The sequence below is a fragment of the Stieleria neptunia genome, from assembly GCF_007754155.1.
Lineage (GTDB): Bacteria > Planctomycetota > Planctomycetia > Pirellulales > Pirellulaceae > Stieleria > Stieleria neptunia.
Genome location: NZ_CP037423.1, coordinates 9,132,650 through 9,153,515 on the forward strand (window position 1 = coordinate 9,132,650; position 20,866 = coordinate 9,153,515).

Consider the following 20,866-nt stretch of genomic DNA (forward strand, 5'->3'; position numbering starts at 1 on the left):
AGAAACATTCACCGTGAAATCAAGAATGAACAAGCGTCGTACGAAGGATTCAAGTTCACGATCAAAGCGTCGTCGCCCCACCAAGAAAAACCTCAAACTGGAATCCCTTGAAGCGCGTCAACTGCTTGCGGCGAATGTCGTCAACGACTCGTTGACGTTGGCAGCCGACAGCTCGATCAACGTTCTGACCAACGACACGTCCGGAAGCGAAGTGCAATCGGTCTCGGCGTTTCAGGTCGACTTTGATCGCGAAACGTATGACCCGGCCGTCAACGCCACCGATTGGTTCATCCCCGATCGCCCGGGACAGCCGGGTGTTCCCCAACGCTCGTTGATCCCGGGCGCGGTGACTTCGATCACCGGTAATAAAGGCGACCTGGACCTGCATCGCGACAACGATGCTGACCCGTCCAACGATACCGATCTGGCACCCCTGACGGCGGGCGAAGGAATCAGCCTGCCGGTGCTTCGCGACAACCAACCGGTTGACAGCACACAAACCAACTTGGGCGTTCTCCAGTATGTGGTCGACTCCGCGAACACCTGGATCGCGATGGCCGCCGCCCCGGAGAACAATGGGGAAAATTCCGTTCCGATCTCGAATACTTTCTTCCCCTACGATGCGGGATGGGCGGGGGCAACCATCGACGAAGGTGGGGTCAGGGTCTTCGGTAGCACCGACATCACTGCCACCGGAGACGGCAGAAACTTCGTGGTCGAAGTCGCCGGGGTGACCGATTCGTTTGAGGACGGCTTCCTGTTCTCGATCGCCGGCGACAACTCCGACAACTACTCTCGGGCTCGGCCGATTGGGGGAAACCAATGGGCAATCCAGGTTCGCGACAATAGCCAGGAGATCGGGTCAACGGACACCGATCCGATCAGCGTGCTTTATATTCCCAGAAGTGCTCAAGGTCTGATCGGCGGTGTCGTCGACGGCGGCTTCGACGGCGTCAGCCCGATGCGGCAGTCCTTCGGCGACTTCAGCGTTTCGCGCCAGTCCGACGGATTCTACCGGGTCAGCATTCCAGGGCACGACATCACCTCGGGCGCCCTGATCGTCGAAAACTATGACCTGTCGGTCAGTCAGCCGCGAAACACCTATTTCAGCTATGACGATGCTGGTGACGGCAGTGGCGACATCATCATTCGCCAATTTGCCTGGAACGGAAACACGGAAACGCCGCTGAACTCGGACTTCGTGTTCTTCTTCGTCCCCTTCGAAAACACGCTTAGCCCGACCACCGACCTGACGGTCTCCTCACTCGGTGAGAACAACAATGGTTTGTCCGCCAAGGGACTGCCACTGACACTGAACGCTGACGGAACGGTCAACTACGCCACCTCGGGCGCGATCCGTGCACTCGGTGCCGGCGAAACCGATACGGACTCCTTCGTCTATCGGGCCACCGATGGAACCACCGAAAGCACCGAAGCCACTGCGACGATCAATTGGGTCGGCGTGAACGACGCCCCCGAAGTCATCACCGCACCGGCAGAGCTGATTCTCGACGAAGACAGTCCGACAACCCTGATCGACCTGACCACGGTCTTCAACGACGTCGATGCCAACGACGTGCTGACGTACGACATCGACACCGGAGTCGGTGGACTGATCACCGGTGAAATCGTCGGCACCAATGCCTCGATCACTCCCGCCCTGAACCAATTCGGTTACGTGCAAATCTCCTTGTCGGCGACGGACCCGAACGGTGAAACCGCGACGGTCACGCTGGACATTTCGGTCATCCCCCAAGACGACGACGTGCAGGCGGTCGATGACGACGGCACGGTGACGGACAAGTTCACCCCCGCCAGTATCGACGTGCTCGGCAACGACTTCCATCCCGACACGACCGAATTCTCGGTCTCTGCGGCTGAGATATACGGTGACCCGGCAGCGACCAGCAATGAAGGCTCCGTATTTAGCGTCATCAACACAACCGCGGCTCCCAACGATTTGACCATCCAAAGCCCCGGCAACTTGGGTGACGTCGCGGTCGGCCGCGGCGGCCTCGATCTGTCGCTGGCCGACGGCGTTTTCTTGGGCACCGGGCGTGACAACACCAGTCCGTTCCCGACCGTCAACACCTACGCCGCCTTCGGCAGCTACGGATTCGCCACCGACCGAGGCATCGGCGGCGGCGAACGGAACACCGCACTGAGCGCCGCGTTCTTTCCCTTCGGTGATCAATGGACCTCCGGACACATCGCGGCCGACGGAACCGTACTCGGAGGCGTCGGCATCTCGCAGGCCAACGTGACGCTGCTTCAACCGGGGCTGTTCGAAATCACCATCCCCGAAGCCAGATTCACCGACGACGGCTTGCTGTTCGCCGTCAGCGGTAGCAACGACGACAACATCGTGTCGGTCTATCCGCAAGGCTACAACAACACATGGCTCGTCCGTCAAATGGACAGCGATTCGGATGCGACCGGATTCGAAAGCGACGCGATCAGCTTCGTCTACCTCCCCGGTTCGGTCACCGGATTGATCGGCGGTCGCGCCGCGTCGGAAGAAGGCCAGTACGCCTTGCGACAGCGTTACGGCAACGTCTCGCTCAGCTCCGACACCGACCAGGCACCGCTGGTCACGATCGACGGATACACGCCGGCCGATGGCGCCCTGATCGCCGTCGCAACCTCCTATGACTTTGCCGATGTCAACGGAGTGTCGACCTTGATCCCCGCCAACCAAGCCGTCATGGCAACGCCCCAAGGCAATGCGTTCCGAATTGACATTCTTCAATCCGAGACCTTCACGCCGACCGGAAACTTCCCCGAGTTCCAGTTCATCTTCCTGCCCTACGACAGCCCGCTGGAAAAGATCGACGGCTTGGATTTCGGCATCGACGGGTTTGACAGCGTCAGTGCCTTGGGAGCCTCTGTCACGCTCGAGTCCGATGGAACGTTTACTTATGATCCATCGGGAGCGGGCGCAGCGATCGCCGATCTGGGCAACGGTGAATCGACCACCGATACGTTCACCTACACGATCCGCGACGGCCGTGGCGGGACTTCGACCGCAACCGTCTCCTTGACCGTGCAAGGTGAAAACCAAGCCCCGACGGCCAACGACGATGTCGTCAACTTGAATGAATTGAACGCCCAAGGCGCATTGATTAGCGTGCTTGGAAATGACATCGACCCCGATGTCGAGTCGCTGCTGGGAACGCCGACCGGGATCCCGTCGGCCAACCTGTCGGTCGATGCTTCGAGCGTCTGGTCGGTCTCTCAAACCGGTACCGCACCGCTGAATTTGACGGTCGGTGCGGCAGCGACGGGGACGGTCGAAATCCTGCAAAACGGAAACGCGATCAACCAAGCCGACGGCGTCGTGCTGGCAACGATCCGCGAAAACTTCGACGGCGCCAACACCAACTATCGCTTGGTCCAATCGTTCGACAACGGCAGCGGCACTTCGCTCGCCTTGCAACAGTTCGGTACCGACGCGGCAGCCGACGCCGACGTCTCGGTCGCGTTCTTCCCGTTTGCCGACAACTGGGTCGGCGGCCACGTCAGCAGCGGCGGCACCTTGACCCACGGCAACGGATTGACCGATGCCGAAGTGGTTCGAACCGACGTCGGCCGTTACGAAGTCACCATCCCCGGCGTGACCGACGCGGCACTGGACGGATTCCTGTTCGTCATCGGCAATGAAAACGCCGACAACGTTGCCCAGGCCAGGGCCGTTCCTGGTTCGTCCATCTACGAAGTCGCCGTTCGCGACAACCAACAAGATTTCGGCAACGGCGAAGACGGCGGATTCTCGTTCGTGTTTGTCCCACGCAACGCGCAAAACTTGGTCACCGGAACGATCGATCCGTTCAATTCCCGCCCCAATGCCGTCAGCGCCGCGATCGGCGAATTCAGCGTCGAACGGATGGACGTCACCAACGGTGGTCACGAGTGGAAAGTGACGATCCCCGGACAGTCTCCGGACACCGGCATGTTGGTGCTGACCAACCAAAACAACAGCAGTATCGAAGACAACTTCCTGAGCTACCAAGACGATGGATCGGGAAGCTTTGTGATCCGATCGCACGACATGCCGGGACTCGGTCGCCAAGACCAATCGTTTACGTTCACATTCATTCCGTTCGATTCGATCGGTCAACCCGCCGCGCGCCCCGTGCCTGGCCTGTTGTCGATCGACAGCGTCGACCCGACCTCCAGCTTGGGCGTGACGCTGACGGCCAACGCAGACGGTACGATCAGCTACGACCCGGGAACGGTTCTGGATTCGCTTTATGACGGCGATGTGGCGACCGATACGTTCACCTACACCATGACCGATGGTTTCGGTGGAACCTCGACGGCAACCGTCACCGTGAACATCGACGGCTTCGGCGCCGCACCCGTGCTACAAACCTCGTCCGGTGCGACCTACTACGGCGTGGGCGATGAACCGGTCAGCATCGCCGGGCAGTTCAGCCTGGCTCCCGTCGGCGTACCATTCTTCGACGGCGCCGTCGCGACGGTGGAACTGACCAGCGGCCAAATCGCATCGGATTCCGTGTCCATTCGCGACGAAGGCAACGGGGCAGGGCAGGTCGGTATCTCGGGAACCGACGTCATCTATGACGGGGTCGTGGTGGCAACGTTCACCGCCGGATCCGGAACATCCCCGCTGACGCTGACGTTCAACGCGGCAGCAACCGAGATGGCCGTTGAACGAATCCTGCAATCGGTGACCTACTTCACCTCGGACCCCGTCGTGACCGGTGGCGGCCGAGTGGCAACGTTCTCGTTTGTCGACGGCAACGGCCAGGCAAGTGACTCGGTCACCAAACCACTGCAGCTCGGATTGGTCTATCGACGGGAACTGCAACAGGGCGTCAACAACGGCTATGGCACCTATCAGGGAACCTCGGATGCCCAGATCCGTGAAAGCGATCCTGATTCGGTGATCGTGCCGACCACTGACTTGTTGGTCGATTTCGACAGCGCCGGAAACGCATCGCAAGTGCTGCTGCGTTACGCCGACCTGTTCGGTGACGGGCCGGGGCAAATCCCGCTCGGTTCCGTCATCACGTCGGCAAACCTGGTCGTTGAAACCAATCCCAACACCTCCAACGCGCCGGGCGATGGCGGAACGCTGCACCGCATGTCGATCGACTGGGACGATGCCACCGCCACCTGGAATGCATTCGGCAACGGGATCCAACCGGATGCGGGAGAAGCCGCCAGCGTCTTTGAATCTGCAATCGGGACCGCCAGTGGAGCCGGCAGTACGGGGACGGGCGTGCTGAGCTTCAGCGTGCTGCCGGACATTCAAGCCTGGGCCGATGGCGAAACCAACAACGGTTGGCTGATTCAGGGTTGGGAAAACCGCACCGACGGCTGGTTCTTTAGCAGTGCCGAAGACGAAACGCCGACGGCCCGCCCGAAGCTGGAAATCGAATGGGTTCCCGCCGGTGCGAATGTCGTCAGCTTCCGTGAAGGCGTCGACGGCTATTCGTCGACGGTGGACACCGAAATCGACAGCACCACTGCGGATGATGATTTGTCGGCCGCCGAAACGTTGTTTATCGATTCACCGACCAGCCGAGCGCTGATCCGATTCGACGACATCATCGGAGACCTGGCCGGACAAATCCCCGCGGGCTCGAAGATCGTCACCGCACGGCTTCGTACCGCTTCGACCACCAGCAATGCGCAAGGCGACGGGGCACGGTTCTTCCCGATGCTGACGGATTGGAGCGAGACCGACACGTTCAACAGCCTGATTGACGGCGTCAGCATCGACGGCGTGGAAGCGGCGACGGAATTCACCGCCTCCGCCGGCAATGCCAGCCGCACCCCCGACGTCCAAGGTGGGTTCCACGATTGGGATGTTACCCAAGACGTGCAAGCCTGGGTCAACGGCGACCTGACCAACTTCGGCTGGCTGATGGAACACTGGGAAAGCGGTACCGACGGCTGGGGTTTCCAAAGCTCCGAAGCGGCCAATGAACTGGAACGGCCACGACTGGAAGTCGTGTTCACGACCGCCATCGACCCGGAAATCAACATCACCGGTGACAACGGCCAAGCGGTCGCTGCCGGAACCACCAACGTCTCGCCCTTGGCCGGAACGGACTTCGGTAGCGCCGACGTAACCGGCGGAACGGTCACCAAGACCTTTACCATCGAAAACACCGGCGCCGCGGCGCTGAATATCTCGGCTGCCGAAATCATCGGAGCCGAATCCGGTGCGTTCGCCTTTACGAACCAACCGGTCGCGACCGTCATCCCCGGCGGATCGTTCTCCTTCGATGTGGTCTTCGATCCGTCCAAGCTGGGACTGCACGATGCCACCGTGGTGATCACCAGTGACGACGCGGACGAAGGAGTGTATCGGTTCGCCATCCAAGGCAACGGCGTCGGATTCCCGGCGCTGTCGGCGACACCGGACGGGTCAACATCCTTCACAGCGATCGGCGGTATTTCGAGCGGCCTTTCAGGTGCTGAGATCTCCGCCTTCGACCCCGGCAGCGATCGCCTGTTCGTGACGTCCGATGCCGGGCTGCAGGTCGTCGATCTGGCTGACCCCGCCAACCCGGTTTTGTTGTCAACCATCCAGCCGACCGCGGAGGGTGCCAGCGACAATGCGATCACCAGTGTCGCGGTCAGCAACACGGGCGTCGTCGCAGTCGCCGTTCCCGGATCCGATCCCCAAGCTCCCGGCAGCGTGTTCTTCTACAATGCCGCCGACGCCTTGTTCTTGGGCAGCGTGACCGTCGGAGCCCTGCCGGACCAACTGACGTTCACCCCCGACGGCAGCCGACTGTTGGTCGCCAATGAAGGCGAACCTTCGTCGGACGGAACGACAGATCCGGTCGGGTCGGTCAGCATCGTCGATCTCTCGACCGGTGTCGCAACCGCGACCGTGCAAACCGCCGGCTTCGAATCCTTTGACGGAAGCGAACAAGCACTGCGAGACGCGGGCGTCAAACTGAGCCCCGGCAAGAGTGTTTCCGAAGACGTCGAACCGGAATACATCGCCATCTCCCCCGATGGCAGCACCGCCTTCGTCACGCTTCAGGAAAACAACGCGTTGGCCGAAGTCGACATCGCGACCGCGACCGTCACCCAGATTCTTCCGTTGGGCTACAAAGACCACAACGCGGCGAATGCTCAAATCGACCCGACCAACGATTCTCCCGACGCGTTGACGCTGGGAAGCATCCCGGTTCGTGGCCTGTTCCAACCCGATGCGATCGCCAGCTACGAAGTGGACGGTGTGACCTACTATGTGACCGCCAACGAAGGCGATGCACGCGACGCGGAAGAAACGGACGTCCAAAGCGTCACGCTGGATCCGACAATGTTCCCCAACGCCGCGGCACTGCAAGCCGCAGCGTCGGCAGGTGAACTGGAACTCACTGGCATCATCGGTGACCCCGATGGCGACGGTGACTTCGACGCCCTGTATTCCTTCGGTGCCCGATCGTTCTCGATCTGGAACGAAGCGGGTGACATGGTGTTTGACAGCGGCGATGTGCTCGCACGAGCCACCGATCTGCTGGGGCTCTACGACGACGGACGAAGCGACAACAAGGGGACCGAACCCGAAGGTGTCACGATCGGACAAATCGACGGACGCACCTACGCGTTTGTCGGGCTCGAACGCGCCAACGCCATCACGGTGTTCGACGTCACCGACCCGACCAACGTCACGCTGTCGCAAGTGCTCAACGACACCGCGGACGTCAGCCCCGAAGGACTGACCTTCATCTCTTCCAGCGACAGCCCGAGTGGTTCGCCGTTGCTGGTCGTCAGCAATGAAGTCAGCAACACCTTGCGTGTGTACTCGATCGGTTCGACGTCGGCGACTCCCCAAGTCGAATCGGTCGTGATCAACGACGGATCAGCGTCGCGATCGCAGATCACATCCGTGACCGTGACGTTCGACACCGAAGTGGACCACGCCGCGCTGCAATCGGCGTTCACGTTGACCAACATCGACACGTCGACGCAAGTCACCGGACTGGACATCGCCGCAAACAACAGCGGAGGGAAAACGATTGCCGTACTTTCCTTCGCCGCGGGAGCAAGCGTCGTGACGCGAAACGGTTCCGGTCTGCAAGGCAATTCGCTCGCCGATGGAAATTACCGACTCGACATCGCGGGGACTCAAGTCCAAGCGACCGCCGGATCAGCCGCGATGGCCGTTGACTATGCGTTCGGTGGCCAAGACGCGGCGGGAGCACCCAATGACGATTTCTTCCGTCTGCTCGGTGACGCCAACGGTGACGGGTTCCGTAACGGGATCGATTTGAACTCGATCATTCCGTCGCTGTTCAACCCCAATGAATATCGATTCGACTTGGACACCAACGGCGATGGATCGATCAACGGCATCGACCTGAACGACTTGATCCCGACCATCTTCGGATCGCCACGCCAGTAGGTCCAACGTCCAACAGCCCTTTGACGTTCGCGCCCCACGGGGCGCGAACTTACGTTTCATTCAATTCAACCTTTCACACTACTTCCTACGACTACCATCTCGAGACTACGAAATGAATTTGCGAATAGCCACTTTTGCGATTGTCCTCTTGTCGATGCTTTCCTCGGCCCAAGCCGAACTCACCTACGACCTGTTGCTGCGGACCAACCGTGGCGACGGCATGGACAGCGCGATTGCAACCACGGCCGGTGAAGCACTCAACGCGGAAGTTATTCTGCGTGAAACCGTCACCGGATCCGACAGCACCTTGATCGGCACAGCGAACCTGAACGCATTCAATCTGACACTGGAAAGCATCGGCAGCGATGGACTGTTCGAATCGCTGACACTCAACGGCGACGGTGGCTTTGACGCCGGATCGGGCGCGTCGACGTTGACCTTTGCCGCCTTCGGTCCCGGCTTCGGCCAACCCGGACGCACCTCGATCGATCGCGGAAACGGCATCTTCGAAGCGTCGCTGGGAACGGTCACGCTGCGTGCACCGACGCTCGGAGAAACCCGCTTTGTCCTGTCCGACGGTTCCGCCGTCGACGGCGACTTCACGACGTTCCAAACCGTCGGCTTCGGACTCGAATCGGCCGCCGCCAATTCCGGTGGTGGGTTCTTCGGTCGGGCGTTGACGCTGAGCAGCCAAGTGACCGCGATCCCAGAACCGTCCAGCGCGCTGGCACTGTCGCTGGTTTGCTCGGCCGGCTTGTTGCGATCGCGTCGACGACGACGCTAAGCACGAAGAAGAGCAGGGCGGTTGGAAATTTTTTCTGGCCGCCGACAGCCAACGCAACCCAGAGGGCCAGCCCACGCGCCCTCTGGGTTTTGTTTTGGTCTGACGGGTGGTTGGTTGTGATCGGCTGAGTCAATGGTGAGCCGTTGGGCCGTAAGGCCTCGGGCGAGCGAAGGAATGCCCGGCCGCTTACGCGCCCGCGGCTCACAATAGCGACAGACCGCTCGCGCCGTGCCTCAGATTCCTTCCGCTGTTGTTAATCGATCCGACGGTTCGGCATTGGTTGTCGACAACCAAGCGATCCTCATCTGCATGGTTGTCGACAACCAAGCAAACGGCCACCGACAGAGTCAGTACGCAGCACTGAATACTCAGCACTCAGCACTCAGCACTCAGTACTCAGTACTCAGTACTCAGTACTCAGTACTCAGTACTCAGTACTCAGTACTCAGTACTCAGTACTCAGTACTCAGTACTCAGTACCCAAGACCCAAGACCCAAGACCCAAGACCCAAGACCCAAGACCCAAGACCCAAGACCCAAGACCCAAGACTCAAGACTCAAGACTCAAGACTCAAGACTCAAGACTCAAGACTCAAGACTCAAGACTCAAGACCCAGCACAGGGCAGATAACACCGCCCCTGCAACGTCCGATAATCACTCTTATGTTGTATTGCGACTGCAAAAAACCCCGTGTTTGAGCGATTTCGGCGATCGTGGGATAGGCTTCCAGCCTGTCGGCTGCTGTGGGATAGGCTTCCAGCCTGTCGGCCTATGATCGAATCGACAGGCTGGAAGCCTATCCCACTTCGATGATCACGGGCGCCAGGCGGCCGGGCGTGCGATTGCGTTGCCCTGCTCGGGTGTAAACACGGGCGGCAACCGGTCTCGGATCTCGTCCACCAAAACGCCCTCGACGCCCTCCGGTCCGTCGATCAACCGGCCGGCCAACCCGGCGTCGGTCTGCGTTTGGGCGTTCTCAAATTCGGCGTCGAATCGCTCCAAATAGGGATGCAAAAATTGATGGATCTCCGGCGGGATCACCGACTCGCTGCGGTCGAGATGCCGGGCGATGAATCGACCACTTTTGCTAGCAACAATCTTTTGACGAATCCCGTCCCCCATCAGAGTGACGGCAAACAGCGTGATCAGCGTGCAGTACAGCCCACCCTTGAGCAGCCCGAACAACGCTCCGATCTGGCGATCAAATTCCTTCAGTTTCATTCGGTCGATCGTCCGGCGGACCATGTTGAAGCCAACCCAGACGACCAGCGAGGTCCCGACGAACAGAATCAACATCGCCAGAAAGCGGTTCCAGGGAGGCTCGGCGACGATCGAATGGCTGAGCGGTTCGCGGAATCGATAGGCCACGAAATAGCTGACCACGATCGACGCGATCGACGCCAACTGCCATGCGAAGCCCTTGACCGCGCCGAACACGCCGGCGGCGACAAGCACGATCAGCATCAAGATGTCGTAGGTCTCCACAAGCCGTTGTCCTCGCAACTCTGTCCTTGAACTTCCATCTCGCCAATCACTCGCACCACAGCTGCCCGACGCCTGCAGCTTTGACGCCGAGCGGAATGTCTTTTGCTAGCGGCAGGGCGCGAGCCCTCCGGTCTTTCACGCCGAAACCGGACGGCTCGCGGGCTGTCGATTTAGTCGGGATCTGCTGCGTTAATGGTGAGCCGCTGGCCGTAAGGCCTCGGGCAACGTCGCAGTGCCCGGCCGCTTACGCGTCGCGGCTCACAAAACCGACAGCCCGCTCGCGCCGTTCCGCTAACACGTTCTGCGCTAACGTCGTTGACATTGCACGCGGCCCACGATTGCGGCGATCCGACGGAACCGAGGGCAGGGCGGCGTCGCGGTGACTTATACGCAATCCATCCACCGCAAGCGAAGACCAATCGCAATCCAGTCTTGGCAGCGGACCACAAAAACCGGTATGACCCCAGTTCCCCATTTTCTCGACCGCCCTCCCCTGCCCCTCACCCATTTGCTAGCGTGGCAGATTTCAAAACCCACATCAGCGCCAGCACGCTTGTCGGGATCGCCTACGGTTACTGGGGCGTGACCTCGCAATCGATGACGCTGGAAAATGGGATCTTGGCCGGCGGTCTGTGTTCGGTCAGCGGGATGCTGCCGGACCTGGATAGCGACGGCGGCATTCCGTTGCGCGAGATCAGCATGTTCACCGCGGCGGTCGCCCCGATGATGATGCTCAACCGCTTTCGCGATTACGACCTGTCCCACGAGTCGATGGCATTGGCGGCGATGCTGATCTATGTCGTGATCCGCTTCGGTGCCTTTGAGTTCTTCAAACGTTTTACCGTGCACCGTGGCATGTGGCACAGCTTGCCCGCCGCGGCGGTGTCGGGATTAATCGCCTACCTGGCGATGCCGACCACCAGCGATGCCGAACGGGCATACAAAGCCGTGGCGGTCGTGGTCGGATTCATGGTCCACTTGATCTTGGACGAGATCTGGGCGGTCGAAGTCGGCGTGGCACGCCTGCGCACGAAGAAGTCGTTCGGAACCGCACTCAAGTTCTTTGGCACCGACGCGATGGCCAACGTGTTCGTGTACGCGCTGCTGTTCGGACTTTGCTACACCGCGTGGAGCGACAACAAGATCGCGGCGCGGCTGCGCGAACGCGCCAAGTACGATCTCACACAACCCGGCTGGCAATACACGCCGACATCTCCGCCGACGGAATGGACCGCGCCCCAGTGGCAGATCCCCGACTTCGGCTTCAACGCCTCGCTTCCTTCCGCGGAACGGAAGTAGAGGGGGAGACAAGGAGACAAGGAGACAAGGAGACAAGGAGACAAGGAGACAAGGAGACAAGGAGACAAGGAGAGAAGGGGAGTCGAGAGTACCCAGTTCCTCGAAAACTTGAAACTTGAAACTTGAAACTTGAAACTTGAAACTTGAAACTTGAAACTCCCTCCTTCACCGTTCCAGCAACATCGTGACCGGACCGTCGTTGACCAACGACACTTTCATGTCCGCGGCGAAGACGCCGGTTTCGACACCAATCCCCTGCCCTTTCAGCTTCTCGACATACAGTTCGTACAACCGTTCGGCGATCGCCGGATCGGCGGCGTCGGTGAATGCCGGACGTCGCCCCTTGCGACAATCACCGTACAGTGTGAATTGGCTGACGGCCAAGACGCTGCCGCCGATATCGATCACCGACCGATTCATTTTTCCGGCATCGTCTTCGAACACGCGGAGCACGGCAGTCTTGTCTGCCATCCAGCTGACCACCGCTTCATCATCGGCGTGGCCGATTCCGACCAAGGCCAAAAACCCTGCTTCGATTTGTCCGACGACTTCGCCTTCGACCGAAACACTCGCTTGACTGACCCGTTGTAACACCACTTTCAACTTATTGTCCTCTAGAATGAACCGCTCGCGCTCTCGGGCGCGTTGTCAATCATCATCATGTGCCCTCCGTCTCGCAAGTCGTTTGACCATTCATGCCCTACCTGTTCACCTGCCCGCACTGCAACGCGCAAACTCAGGTCGAAGATCAGTACAGCGGAAAATCCGGTGAGTGTTTTTCGTGCGGCGCACCGATCCAACTGCCCGACTTCGACGCTTCGACGACTTCCCAATCCCGCCAAGTGAGCAAACGCCCGTTAGGGGTTTTGATTTCCGCGGGCGTTGTCTTGACCATGTTGGTTTGCATCGCGTTTGCCGCCATCCGTTTTGGCGGCGACAGCGTTTCACGACTCGCCGAGATCCGCGTCCAAAACGCTTCGATCAAGAATCTCGAAAGTATCGCCGCTGCACTCAATGCGTACGCGGCCGACTATGGAACGTACCCACCGGCGACCCTTCGCGACAGCGGCGGAATCCCGATGCATTCGTGGCGTGTCCTGATCCTGCCTTACCTCGGGGAACAGGAAACGTACGACCAGTTTGATCTCAGCAAGCCCTGGGACCATGAGCTGAACCTGCAAGCGAGCTACTCGATGCCCTCGGTGTACGTGCACCCCAGCGACAGCAACCGCGCCGGAACCCAGTCGGGATACTATTTGATCACGGGCCCGGGAACGCTTTTCCCTCCCTCAGGCCCCTTGTCTCCAGACAAAATCCAAGACAATGCTTCTCAGACCATCCTGGTGATTGCCGGCGCCCCGCCGGTCAACCGAGCGATCGGGGGCTGGGCCGAACCGGTCGATCTTGATTACACGGCGATGCAAGGCGTGATCAACGGAACGGTCGGCATTGAACCGGGCGGCAGAATGGCCAGCGGTGCGACGATGGCGACGGTCGATGGCCGCGGCCACTTTCTCCGCAATGACCTCTCGCCAAGAACCTTCGCCGCGCTGGTCACCCCCAACGGCAACGAACCGCTGCCCGACGACACCCTCGATTGAACAAGTGGGATAGGCTTCCAGCCTGTCATAGATCGTGGGATAGGCTTCCAGCCTGTCGAAGATGACAGGCTGGAAGCCTATCCCACTTGCCCCCCCGTTTCTATGCCAAGAACCCGAGTGGATAAGCCGTCTCGCCTTGGTTAACGAAGTTGCGGATGTTGGGCAGAATGCTTTCCATTTGGTTGTCATTTTCCAGACCGTACCACATCGCCAACTCGCACCACATTTCGTCGACCGACGTCGTGGGCAACAGCCGACCGCGGCCGAGGTCCAGCGGGTTGCCGGGCGCCAACGAATCCGGATACGTGCCGCACAATTGATTTCCCCTGACCGGCCCGCCCATGATAATCTGGTTGCCGCCCCAGGCGTGATCGCTGCCGCGGCCATTGCTATTGAGCGTCCGCGCAAAGTCGCTGGCGGTAAAGGTCACGACATCGTTCTGAACGCCCAACTCCGTCATCGCATCATAGAAATCTTTCAGCGCTTCGCTGACACGCGTCAGATTGGTTTGCTGGTTGTTGATCAGTTCATCGTGGTTGTCCCAGCCACCGATATTGACGAAGAAGATCTGTCGCGAGTGCCCGATCGCATCGCGTGCGCCGATCGTTTTGGCGACCATCTGCAGCTGGCTGGACAGACTGTTGTTGTCGGTCCGGAAGGTCGTGTTTAAGTTGACCGCATTGGCCGCCTCGTTGAACGCGATCGCCGAGTCGAGTGCGTTGCGGTTGGCGTTGGCGAATGTCTGCTCGACCAGGTTCCCGTAGGATCGCGACAGAACGTCATCGGTCAATTGCGTGAAAATCTTGGCCTGCGTCCAGGTTTGGCCATACCAGCCCACTTCGCTGGCGCCCGAATTGGTCACGATGTAGGGAATCACCGAGCCACCGGTCTGCATCATGTTGACCGAATTGAGCGCGATGTTCATCGAGATGTTGTCGTTCGAATTGACTTGACTGGTGATCAGGTCGGCCATTCGCCCGGCCCAACCGGTCACTTGTGAACGGGTTTGCGGAACCGAAGTCATCCAGTGCCGTTGCAGGTCGGCATGGGAAAACAACCCCAGCGGCAGATTGGATTGGGCCTGGTACTGGGCCATCGTCGTCGGCTCGACCAGGCTGCCGATGTTGCACAGAAACGTCAGATCACCGGCCTGGTAAATCTGTTGCACGTCACCCATCCCCGGGTGAACACCGAAGGTTCGCCCGGTGGCATTGTCGGTGATCGGATGCAGTTCATTTTCGGGCAACCCGAGCGCACCGTTACCCGGCTGATAAACACCTCCACGTGCGGTCAAGTAGTCGGCCCGCTCGGCGGTATCCAACGGCGTCAGCATGTTGAACGAATCGTTGCCGCCGTACATGAACACACAGACGAGCGCCTTGTAGCCGCTCAAGTCATTCGCGGCGACGGCAGCGTTGGTGGCCGACAGACTGAACAACGTCGACAGCAGCGACGTGTTCGTCAGCGCCGCACAACCGCCGGCCAGTTTCAGGACATCTCGACGAAGCGGCTCGCGGTGGATGCGATGCGTGGGTCTCATGACAATCGGTCCGGAAGCGGGAGAAGGGAAAGGAGGAGAAACGCGGTCGGATTCCGCGGCGAGCTATTGAGTGACGGCGGCGAACGGCGACAACACGGTCGCCATCAGTGCCGCGTTGACGCGAAACTCTTCCATCCTTGGACGCCAAGTCGAGTTGGTCTTCATCCACTCGGTCTCCGCCGTCGTGACCTCGACCACCCTGTCCTTGTAGTCTTGCGGCATCGATCCATAGCAGAACACCAAATCGAAGTGATCCATCAACTGGTGCATGTCACCATCTTCGGTGCACAGCGATTCCTCCTCTTCCAGATGAAAAATCATGTCGCTGTTGTGAGAAACGCCGCTGGTGCTGTTGGACCAACGCTGTTGTGACATTTGATTGGAGATGTCCCAGATGTATCGTCCGGCCAACCGATTCGAGGTGACGGGCGTCTTGATTTGAAACTCCGGGGCGGCCAAGAATCCGTTCGGGATGCGACGTGACGGCGTGTACCCGAGCAGCTTGCCGGGCGGCTGATAATCGGGCAGATAGAAATTGAAGACCGTCGGCGACAGGTACGGTTCTTGAGTCCAGTTGTAGTTCTGCGACATCAACATCGCGCGCCCGCTGTGGTGATTGCTGGTCGCATTCACGCCCCGCAATAATCGCGTGTATCGAATCACCGGTTCGGAGAGCGTCGAATAATCCGTCCCCCGGGCGATGACTTCGACACGGTTGGGCCGACTGCGTCCGAGCAACCGCTGACCGCTCCAAGCTTCCGGATCCAGCAGCACCGCCTTGACGACGGCGGCCAAGTCACCCTTGACGCCCTGCCCGTTGTTATTGAACTTGCGAGCGACACGTCGAATGTAGCCGCGAGACGGATTGCTTTTGACCAACCGCTGTATCAGACGCCGGGAAATGAAGGGCGCCACGTTGTCGTGGGCCAGCAAGTTGTCCAGCGCCGCGGCGATATCGGCGTCCCCATCCACGCTCGTTTCACTTCCGATCACTTCCCCGCCGAGCAGCGTTTTTAAACCGGGCTCGTGCTCGAAATCGAACATCTCCATCGGTTCTTCAAATTCGTTGCCCCACCAAAACCGCCCCGTCCCGTTCGCGTTGGGATGCGGCTTGAAGGCCAACCCCGTAAAGACCTTGGCGAACTCCTTGATCGTTTCATTGTCGTAGGTCGGAATCAGATTGCCCGATTCGTCAGTCTTCAGCCGGCCGTCTTGATGCAGTTCGTACAGCCCGATCGTAAACAGTTGCATGATCTCGCGGGCATAGTTTTCGTCGGGGAATCGATTGGCGGATTCATCCGTCTTTCGGTTTCGCATGTGACTCAAGTAGACGCCCATGACCGGGTGATAGGTCACGTCCTCCAACAATTCCCGATAGTTGCCGAAGGCATGCCTGACCATCAAGTCGTAGTAGTGTGTCGGACCGAGCCACCGCCCTTCCCCGCTGTAATGCCCCGGGTTTTGATCGTTGAACCCAGCGCCGTCCTGGCTGGTCACCAGAATCTGGATCAGCGCCCACGCCACACGTTGACGAAGCTGATCTTCACCGGCCAACGCACAGTGCCACCAGGCGTGGTAGCGGTAACGCTGGATGTAGGCGTCGCCTTGCGTTGAGTTCAGCCCATCGCGGGCGATCATGTCCAGCGCCAAGGGATGGTGATACGCCGCCGGCATCGCCATCTGCTGATCGATCCATTCTTCGCAGGCACGCCGCGTCCCGATCTGGGCCATCCGATCGGCCAGCGCTTCGATCTGCTCAAGGTTGGGACCGAAGGTCGCGCGCGAGAGGAACTGGGCGGCGCGGATCTTGCGTTTGATGACTGCGACGCCTCTCCGCGAATCGACCTCAAAGGTGCCTGCATCGACGGCGGTTGCAAACACACCGACAGTAAACACGCACACCATCCACCGGATCCAAGCACCTGTCCGCAACGGCATCGCTCTCACCTTGAAAAGGATTCGGCCCGGCGACCTGACCGACCATCAACTGATCAGCCACGATGTCGCGAGCCATTTGGAATAGACCCATTCGCGTTCTTGAACGCTTGGGAGGCGCGAACGGCGACAACCCGTGCCGGATTTTCCCGACAATCGCAACATTCGCGAGAAGCAAGCTAAGCCACGCAACCACTCAGGTCAATCAGAAGACTCGGATTGGGGGGGGAGTGCAGAAGCAGACCCCCACACACCAAAGATGCTGAAAACAAAGGGGGTTCGACGCCTTCCCCATGGGTGGACCGTCAAAAACGTTGCAGCGACCACCGAAAGCTACCCGAACTGAAGCAGCAGTTTCACAGTCAAGTATTGATTCTGGCTCCCCTCTCCCCCAACACTCTGGCGAGCCCCAGCGAGCCAGAGTGTTGGGGGAGAGGGGCTGGGGGTGAGGGGGGGAATCCAATCCATCGTGATGCATGTGAGCAGAGAAGACCCGAAGGCGAGATTTGATACCCAAGCGGTGAAACCCGACAACGATCACGCCTCAAAATAATCGGCGATTTAGCACGTCAATCGATGGGAAGCGTCTCAATGCTGAGCCCCTCACCCCCAGCCCCTACTCCCCAAAACAGATCGCGGTCAACGTCACTCTGCGAACAAATGTTCTTCGCGCGATCTGTTTTGGGGAGAGGGGAGCCATGTCCCAAATGATGTGCCTTCGTCAATGCAAGACGGTCGATGGAGCGGACAACGCCGGCGCGCCGAGCGCCATCGATCGAGTTTCACGACCGAGCGTTAGTCGGGTTGCGAGTTGATTTATCTAGCGCCGATCCTCGCGGCGTGGATTCATTTTTGACGGTCCAGCCTCTGGGAGGGTGACTTTCAACCCGGCGCGACCTTAACAAGGCACAGCCGCCTCGCCCCCTAATACTTCCGCGGCGTCACGGTGCCTTGGACGCGGCTGGGCAAGCCTTGAATCCTCAAGAAGCCTTCGGCGTCATCTTGGTTGTAGGACCCGCCGCCTTCCATGGTCGCGATCTCGGCGTCGTACAAGCTGTTCGGACTGCTTCGCGAGTCCACCGAGATGTTGCCCTTGTAGAGTTTCAGCGTGACTTCACCGGTCACGATCGCTTGGGCTTGCTTGATGAACGACATCAATGCGTCCATCTTGGGCGTGTACCAGAAACCGTAATAGACCATCTCGGCGACTTCCGGTGCCAACCGATCGCGGAGGTGCATCAGATCGCGGTCCATCGTCAATTGCTCGACATACATCAACGCATCGTACAGGATCGTCATCCCGGGCGACTCATAGACGCCGCGGCTTTTCATCCCGACGAAACGGTTCTCGATCATATCGATTCGACCGATGCCGTTGCGACCGCCGATATCATTGAGCCGCTCGACCATTTCCAACGCATTGACGGCCTGGCCGTTGAGCGTCGTGGGGACTCCCGATTCGAACCCGATCGTCACCGACTCGCTTTCGTCGGGTGCTTCTTGGGGACTGACCCCCATCCCGAAATCGACCAGTTCAACGCCGTTGACGTCCAACTCTTCTAACTCGCCAGCCTCGTAACTGATGTGCAACACGTTTTCGTCGCTGCTGTACGGCTTGGCGGTCGACGCTTTGACCGGAATGTTCTTCTCGGCACAGTAGGCGATCAATTCGGTTCGGCCGGGGAACGCGTCACGGAACTCCTTGATTCTCCAAGGTGCGATCATCTCGACCTTGGGATCGAGTGCTTCGGCGGCCAGCTGAAAACGACACTGATCGTTGCCCTTGCCGGTCGCACCGTGGGCGTACGCGACCGCCCCCACTTCGCGAGCCACTTGCAGACAAACCTTGCTGATCAACGGCCGCGCGATCGAGGTTCCCAGCAGATAGATCTGTTCATACTTGGCCTGCCAGGCGAGCACGGGGAATGCAAAGTCGCGGCACAATTCTTCGCGAACGTCGATCAATTTCGCCGACGCCGCACCGCAGTCCCGCGCCTTTTGCATGATCGCCTCGCGATCCTCACAGGGCTGTCCTAAATCGACATACACGGCATGGACTTCGTAACCTTGGTCCTGCAACCATCCCAGGATCACGGAGGTATCCAGACCGCCGGAGTACGCCAATACGCATTTTTTGGTCGACATGAACAAATGCCTTTGCTGATGCTGTCTAGTGAAGGGTTGGGGTCGCCGGACGCGCCGGAGTTGGCCCGCCGGAATTGGGGGACCTATTCTACGCTCGCGACATCGGCTTCGCTGGGGCGACCTTGATTGGATAACATGGAAACTGCAGCACATTGGACCAGCGCATCGTCGAGTTGCGAACCCCGCTTTGGTCAAGACTCCCCTGCCCTGCCCCGACCCGTCCCGCTCCCCGACTTTTCACGGCCGATCCTTGCCTCCCCATCCGCCTCCCCATCCGCCTCGCAATCCGAATCCGAAAGACCTGGCCCGCCTGCTGACCGAGGTGGCGACCGGCCGCATCAGCGCGTCGGACGCCTTGGCGACCCTGACCGCCGCGTCATTCGGCGTCCCCCCTAACGCTGCCGACGCCCCGGCGGCCGACCGCGTCACGCTGGACCTGGATCGCCAGCGACGCTGCGGGTTTCCCGAAGTGATCTACGGCGACGGCAAACCGGCCGAGATGATCGCCGCCATCATCCGGGCCCAACAAGACGCCGGCCAGCCGTCCTTCGCCACCCGCGTCGCCGCGGCGGTCGCCGAACAAGTCCGAGCCCAAATCCCCGACGTGCGGTTCAACCCGATCGCAAGAACGCTGACCGCGGGAATCTCCGAGCCGCCACTGCCGACTCCACTGCCGACTCCACTGCCCAGTCCACTGCCCAGTCGGTCGGCTGCGGCCGCAGATCCGGACGCCGCACCGATCGCGCACGTCGCCGTCGTCACCGCCGGCAGCACCGATGCCCCGGTGGCCGAAGAAGCGATCGAGACGTTGCACTGGATGGGCATCCCGTTTCGGTCATTCGACGACATCGGCGTGGCCGGCCCGGCCCGGCTGCTGGCCGCGGTGCCGCACTTGCGCCAAGCCGCCGCGGTGGTCGTGATCGCGGGCATGGAAGGCGCCCTCCCGGCCGCCGTCGGCGGTCATCTGAGTGTGCCCGTGTTTGCCGTCCCGACCAGCGTCGGTTACGGAGCGACCCTCGGCGGGCTGACCGCGATGCTGGGGATGCTCAGCTCCTGTGCGTCCAACGTCGCCGTCGTCAACATCGATGCGGGGTTCAAAGCCGCCTACTTATCCGGATTGGTCGTCCGGCAACTTCAACGCTCCCCGTAGCGGAACGCGGTGAAGCATGGATGGCCTGGGCTTGACGAAGTTTGAGCGGCAGGGCGCCAGCCCTCCGGTCTCCACTCCTCGACTCCTCGTTCCAAGGCTCCGCCTTGGAACGCAATGTCTCGGTGGCTCTGCCACACATTGTTCACGGCCAGGAGGCGGCCCCTCCAAGACAGCGTGTCCCCAGGCGGAGCCCGGGAACAAGGGGATGACACGCTGGAAGCCTATCCCACTCTTAACTCGTTCCAAGGCTCCGCCTTGGAACGCAATACCTCGGTGGCTCCGCCACACACCGTTCACGGCCAGGAGGCGGAGCCTCCAAGACAGCGTGTCCCGAGGCGGAGCCTGGGAACAAGGGGATGACAGGCTGGAAGCCTATCCCACTCTTGACTCGTTCCAAGGCTCCGCCTTGGAACGCAATGTCTCGGTGGCTCTGCCACACGCCGTTCGCGGCCAGGAGGCGGAATCTCCATGACAGTGCGTGGCCTTGTATGATGGGTCGGAGCCCGATCGATCCACCGAACCGACAACTCT

General features: G+C 60.1%; 10 protein-coding genes. 5 read left to right on the forward strand and 5 right to left on the reverse strand.

The genetic code is table 11. The annotated features are described in order from the left end of the window. Window positions 1-25 precede the first annotated feature (25 nt). Both Enr13x_RS31915 and Enr13x_RS31920 read left to right on the forward strand, forming a co-directional pair. Window positions 26-8,395: a choice-of-anchor I family protein gene (locus Enr13x_RS31915; protein WP_145390949.1), complete on the forward strand. Its 8,370-nt coding sequence runs from the start codon at window positions 26-28 to the stop codon at window positions 8,393-8,395. Between the two features lie 112 nt (window positions 8,396-8,507). Next, a complete protein-coding gene (locus tag Enr13x_RS31920) occupies window positions 8,508-9,179 on the forward strand; it encodes a PEP-CTERM sorting domain-containing protein (RefSeq protein ID WP_145390950.1) in 672 nt (223 codons plus the stop codon). An 814-nt stretch (window positions 9,180-9,993) separates the two neighbouring features. Here the strand turns inward: Enr13x_RS31920 and Enr13x_RS31930 are convergent. Beyond that, the gene (locus Enr13x_RS31930; protein WP_231743901.1) at window positions 9,994-10,644 is read right to left on the reverse strand and encodes a CvpA family protein; all 651 of its coding nucleotides are present in this window, start codon (window positions 10,642-10,644) and stop codon (window positions 9,994-9,996) included. Between the two features lie 537 nt (window positions 10,645-11,181). Here Enr13x_RS31930 and Enr13x_RS31935 point away from each other — a divergent pair. Then, window positions 11,182-11,964: a metal-dependent hydrolase gene (locus Enr13x_RS31935; protein ID WP_197455504.1), complete on the forward strand. Its 783-nt coding sequence runs from the start codon at window positions 11,182-11,184 to the stop codon at window positions 11,962-11,964. A gap of 165 nt (window positions 11,965-12,129) precedes the next feature. On the opposite strand, the gene dtd is transcribed toward Enr13x_RS31935, so the two are convergent. Beyond that, entirely contained in the window at window positions 12,130-12,561 is a 432-nt protein-coding gene (dtd, locus tag Enr13x_RS31940) for a D-aminoacyl-tRNA deacylase (RefSeq protein WP_315857117.1), read from the reverse strand. Between the two features lie 98 nt (window positions 12,562-12,659). Between dtd and Enr13x_RS31945 the strand changes: the two genes are divergently transcribed. Further along, window positions 12,660-13,565 carry a DUF1559 family PulG-like putative transporter gene (locus Enr13x_RS31945; RefSeq protein WP_145390953.1) on the forward strand — a complete coding sequence of 302 codons (906 nt, stop codon included), beginning with the start codon at window positions 12,660-12,662 and terminating at the stop codon, window positions 13,563-13,565. 100 nt (window positions 13,566-13,665) lie between these two features. Here Enr13x_RS31945 and Enr13x_RS31950 read toward each other — a convergent pair whose 3' ends face one another. The 3 genes from Enr13x_RS31950 to Enr13x_RS31960 all read right to left on the reverse strand — a co-directional run bounded on the left by Enr13x_RS31950 (window position 13,666) and on the right by Enr13x_RS31960 (window position 19,185). Then, window positions 13,666-15,105: a DUF1501 domain-containing protein gene (locus tag Enr13x_RS31950; protein ID WP_145390954.1), complete on the reverse strand. Its 1,440-nt coding sequence runs from the start codon at window positions 15,103-15,105 to the stop codon at window positions 13,666-13,668. A gap of 63 nt (window positions 15,106-15,168) precedes the next feature. Further along, a complete protein-coding gene (locus tag Enr13x_RS31955; protein ID WP_145390955.1) occupies window positions 15,169-17,043 on the reverse strand; it encodes a DUF1800 domain-containing protein in 1,875 nt (624 codons plus the stop codon). A 921-nt stretch (window positions 17,044-17,964) separates the two neighbouring features. Next, a complete protein-coding gene (locus Enr13x_RS31960) occupies window positions 17,965-19,185 on the reverse strand; it encodes an argininosuccinate synthase (RefSeq protein ID WP_145390956.1) in 1,221 nt (406 codons plus the stop codon). A gap of 250 nt (window positions 19,186-19,435) precedes the next feature. Between Enr13x_RS31960 and Enr13x_RS31965 the strand changes: the two genes are divergently transcribed. Beyond that, a complete protein-coding gene (locus tag Enr13x_RS31965; protein WP_231743902.1) occupies window positions 19,436-20,335 on the forward strand; it encodes an AIR carboxylase family protein in 900 nt (299 codons plus the stop codon). Window positions 20,336-20,866 lie beyond the last annotated feature (531 nt).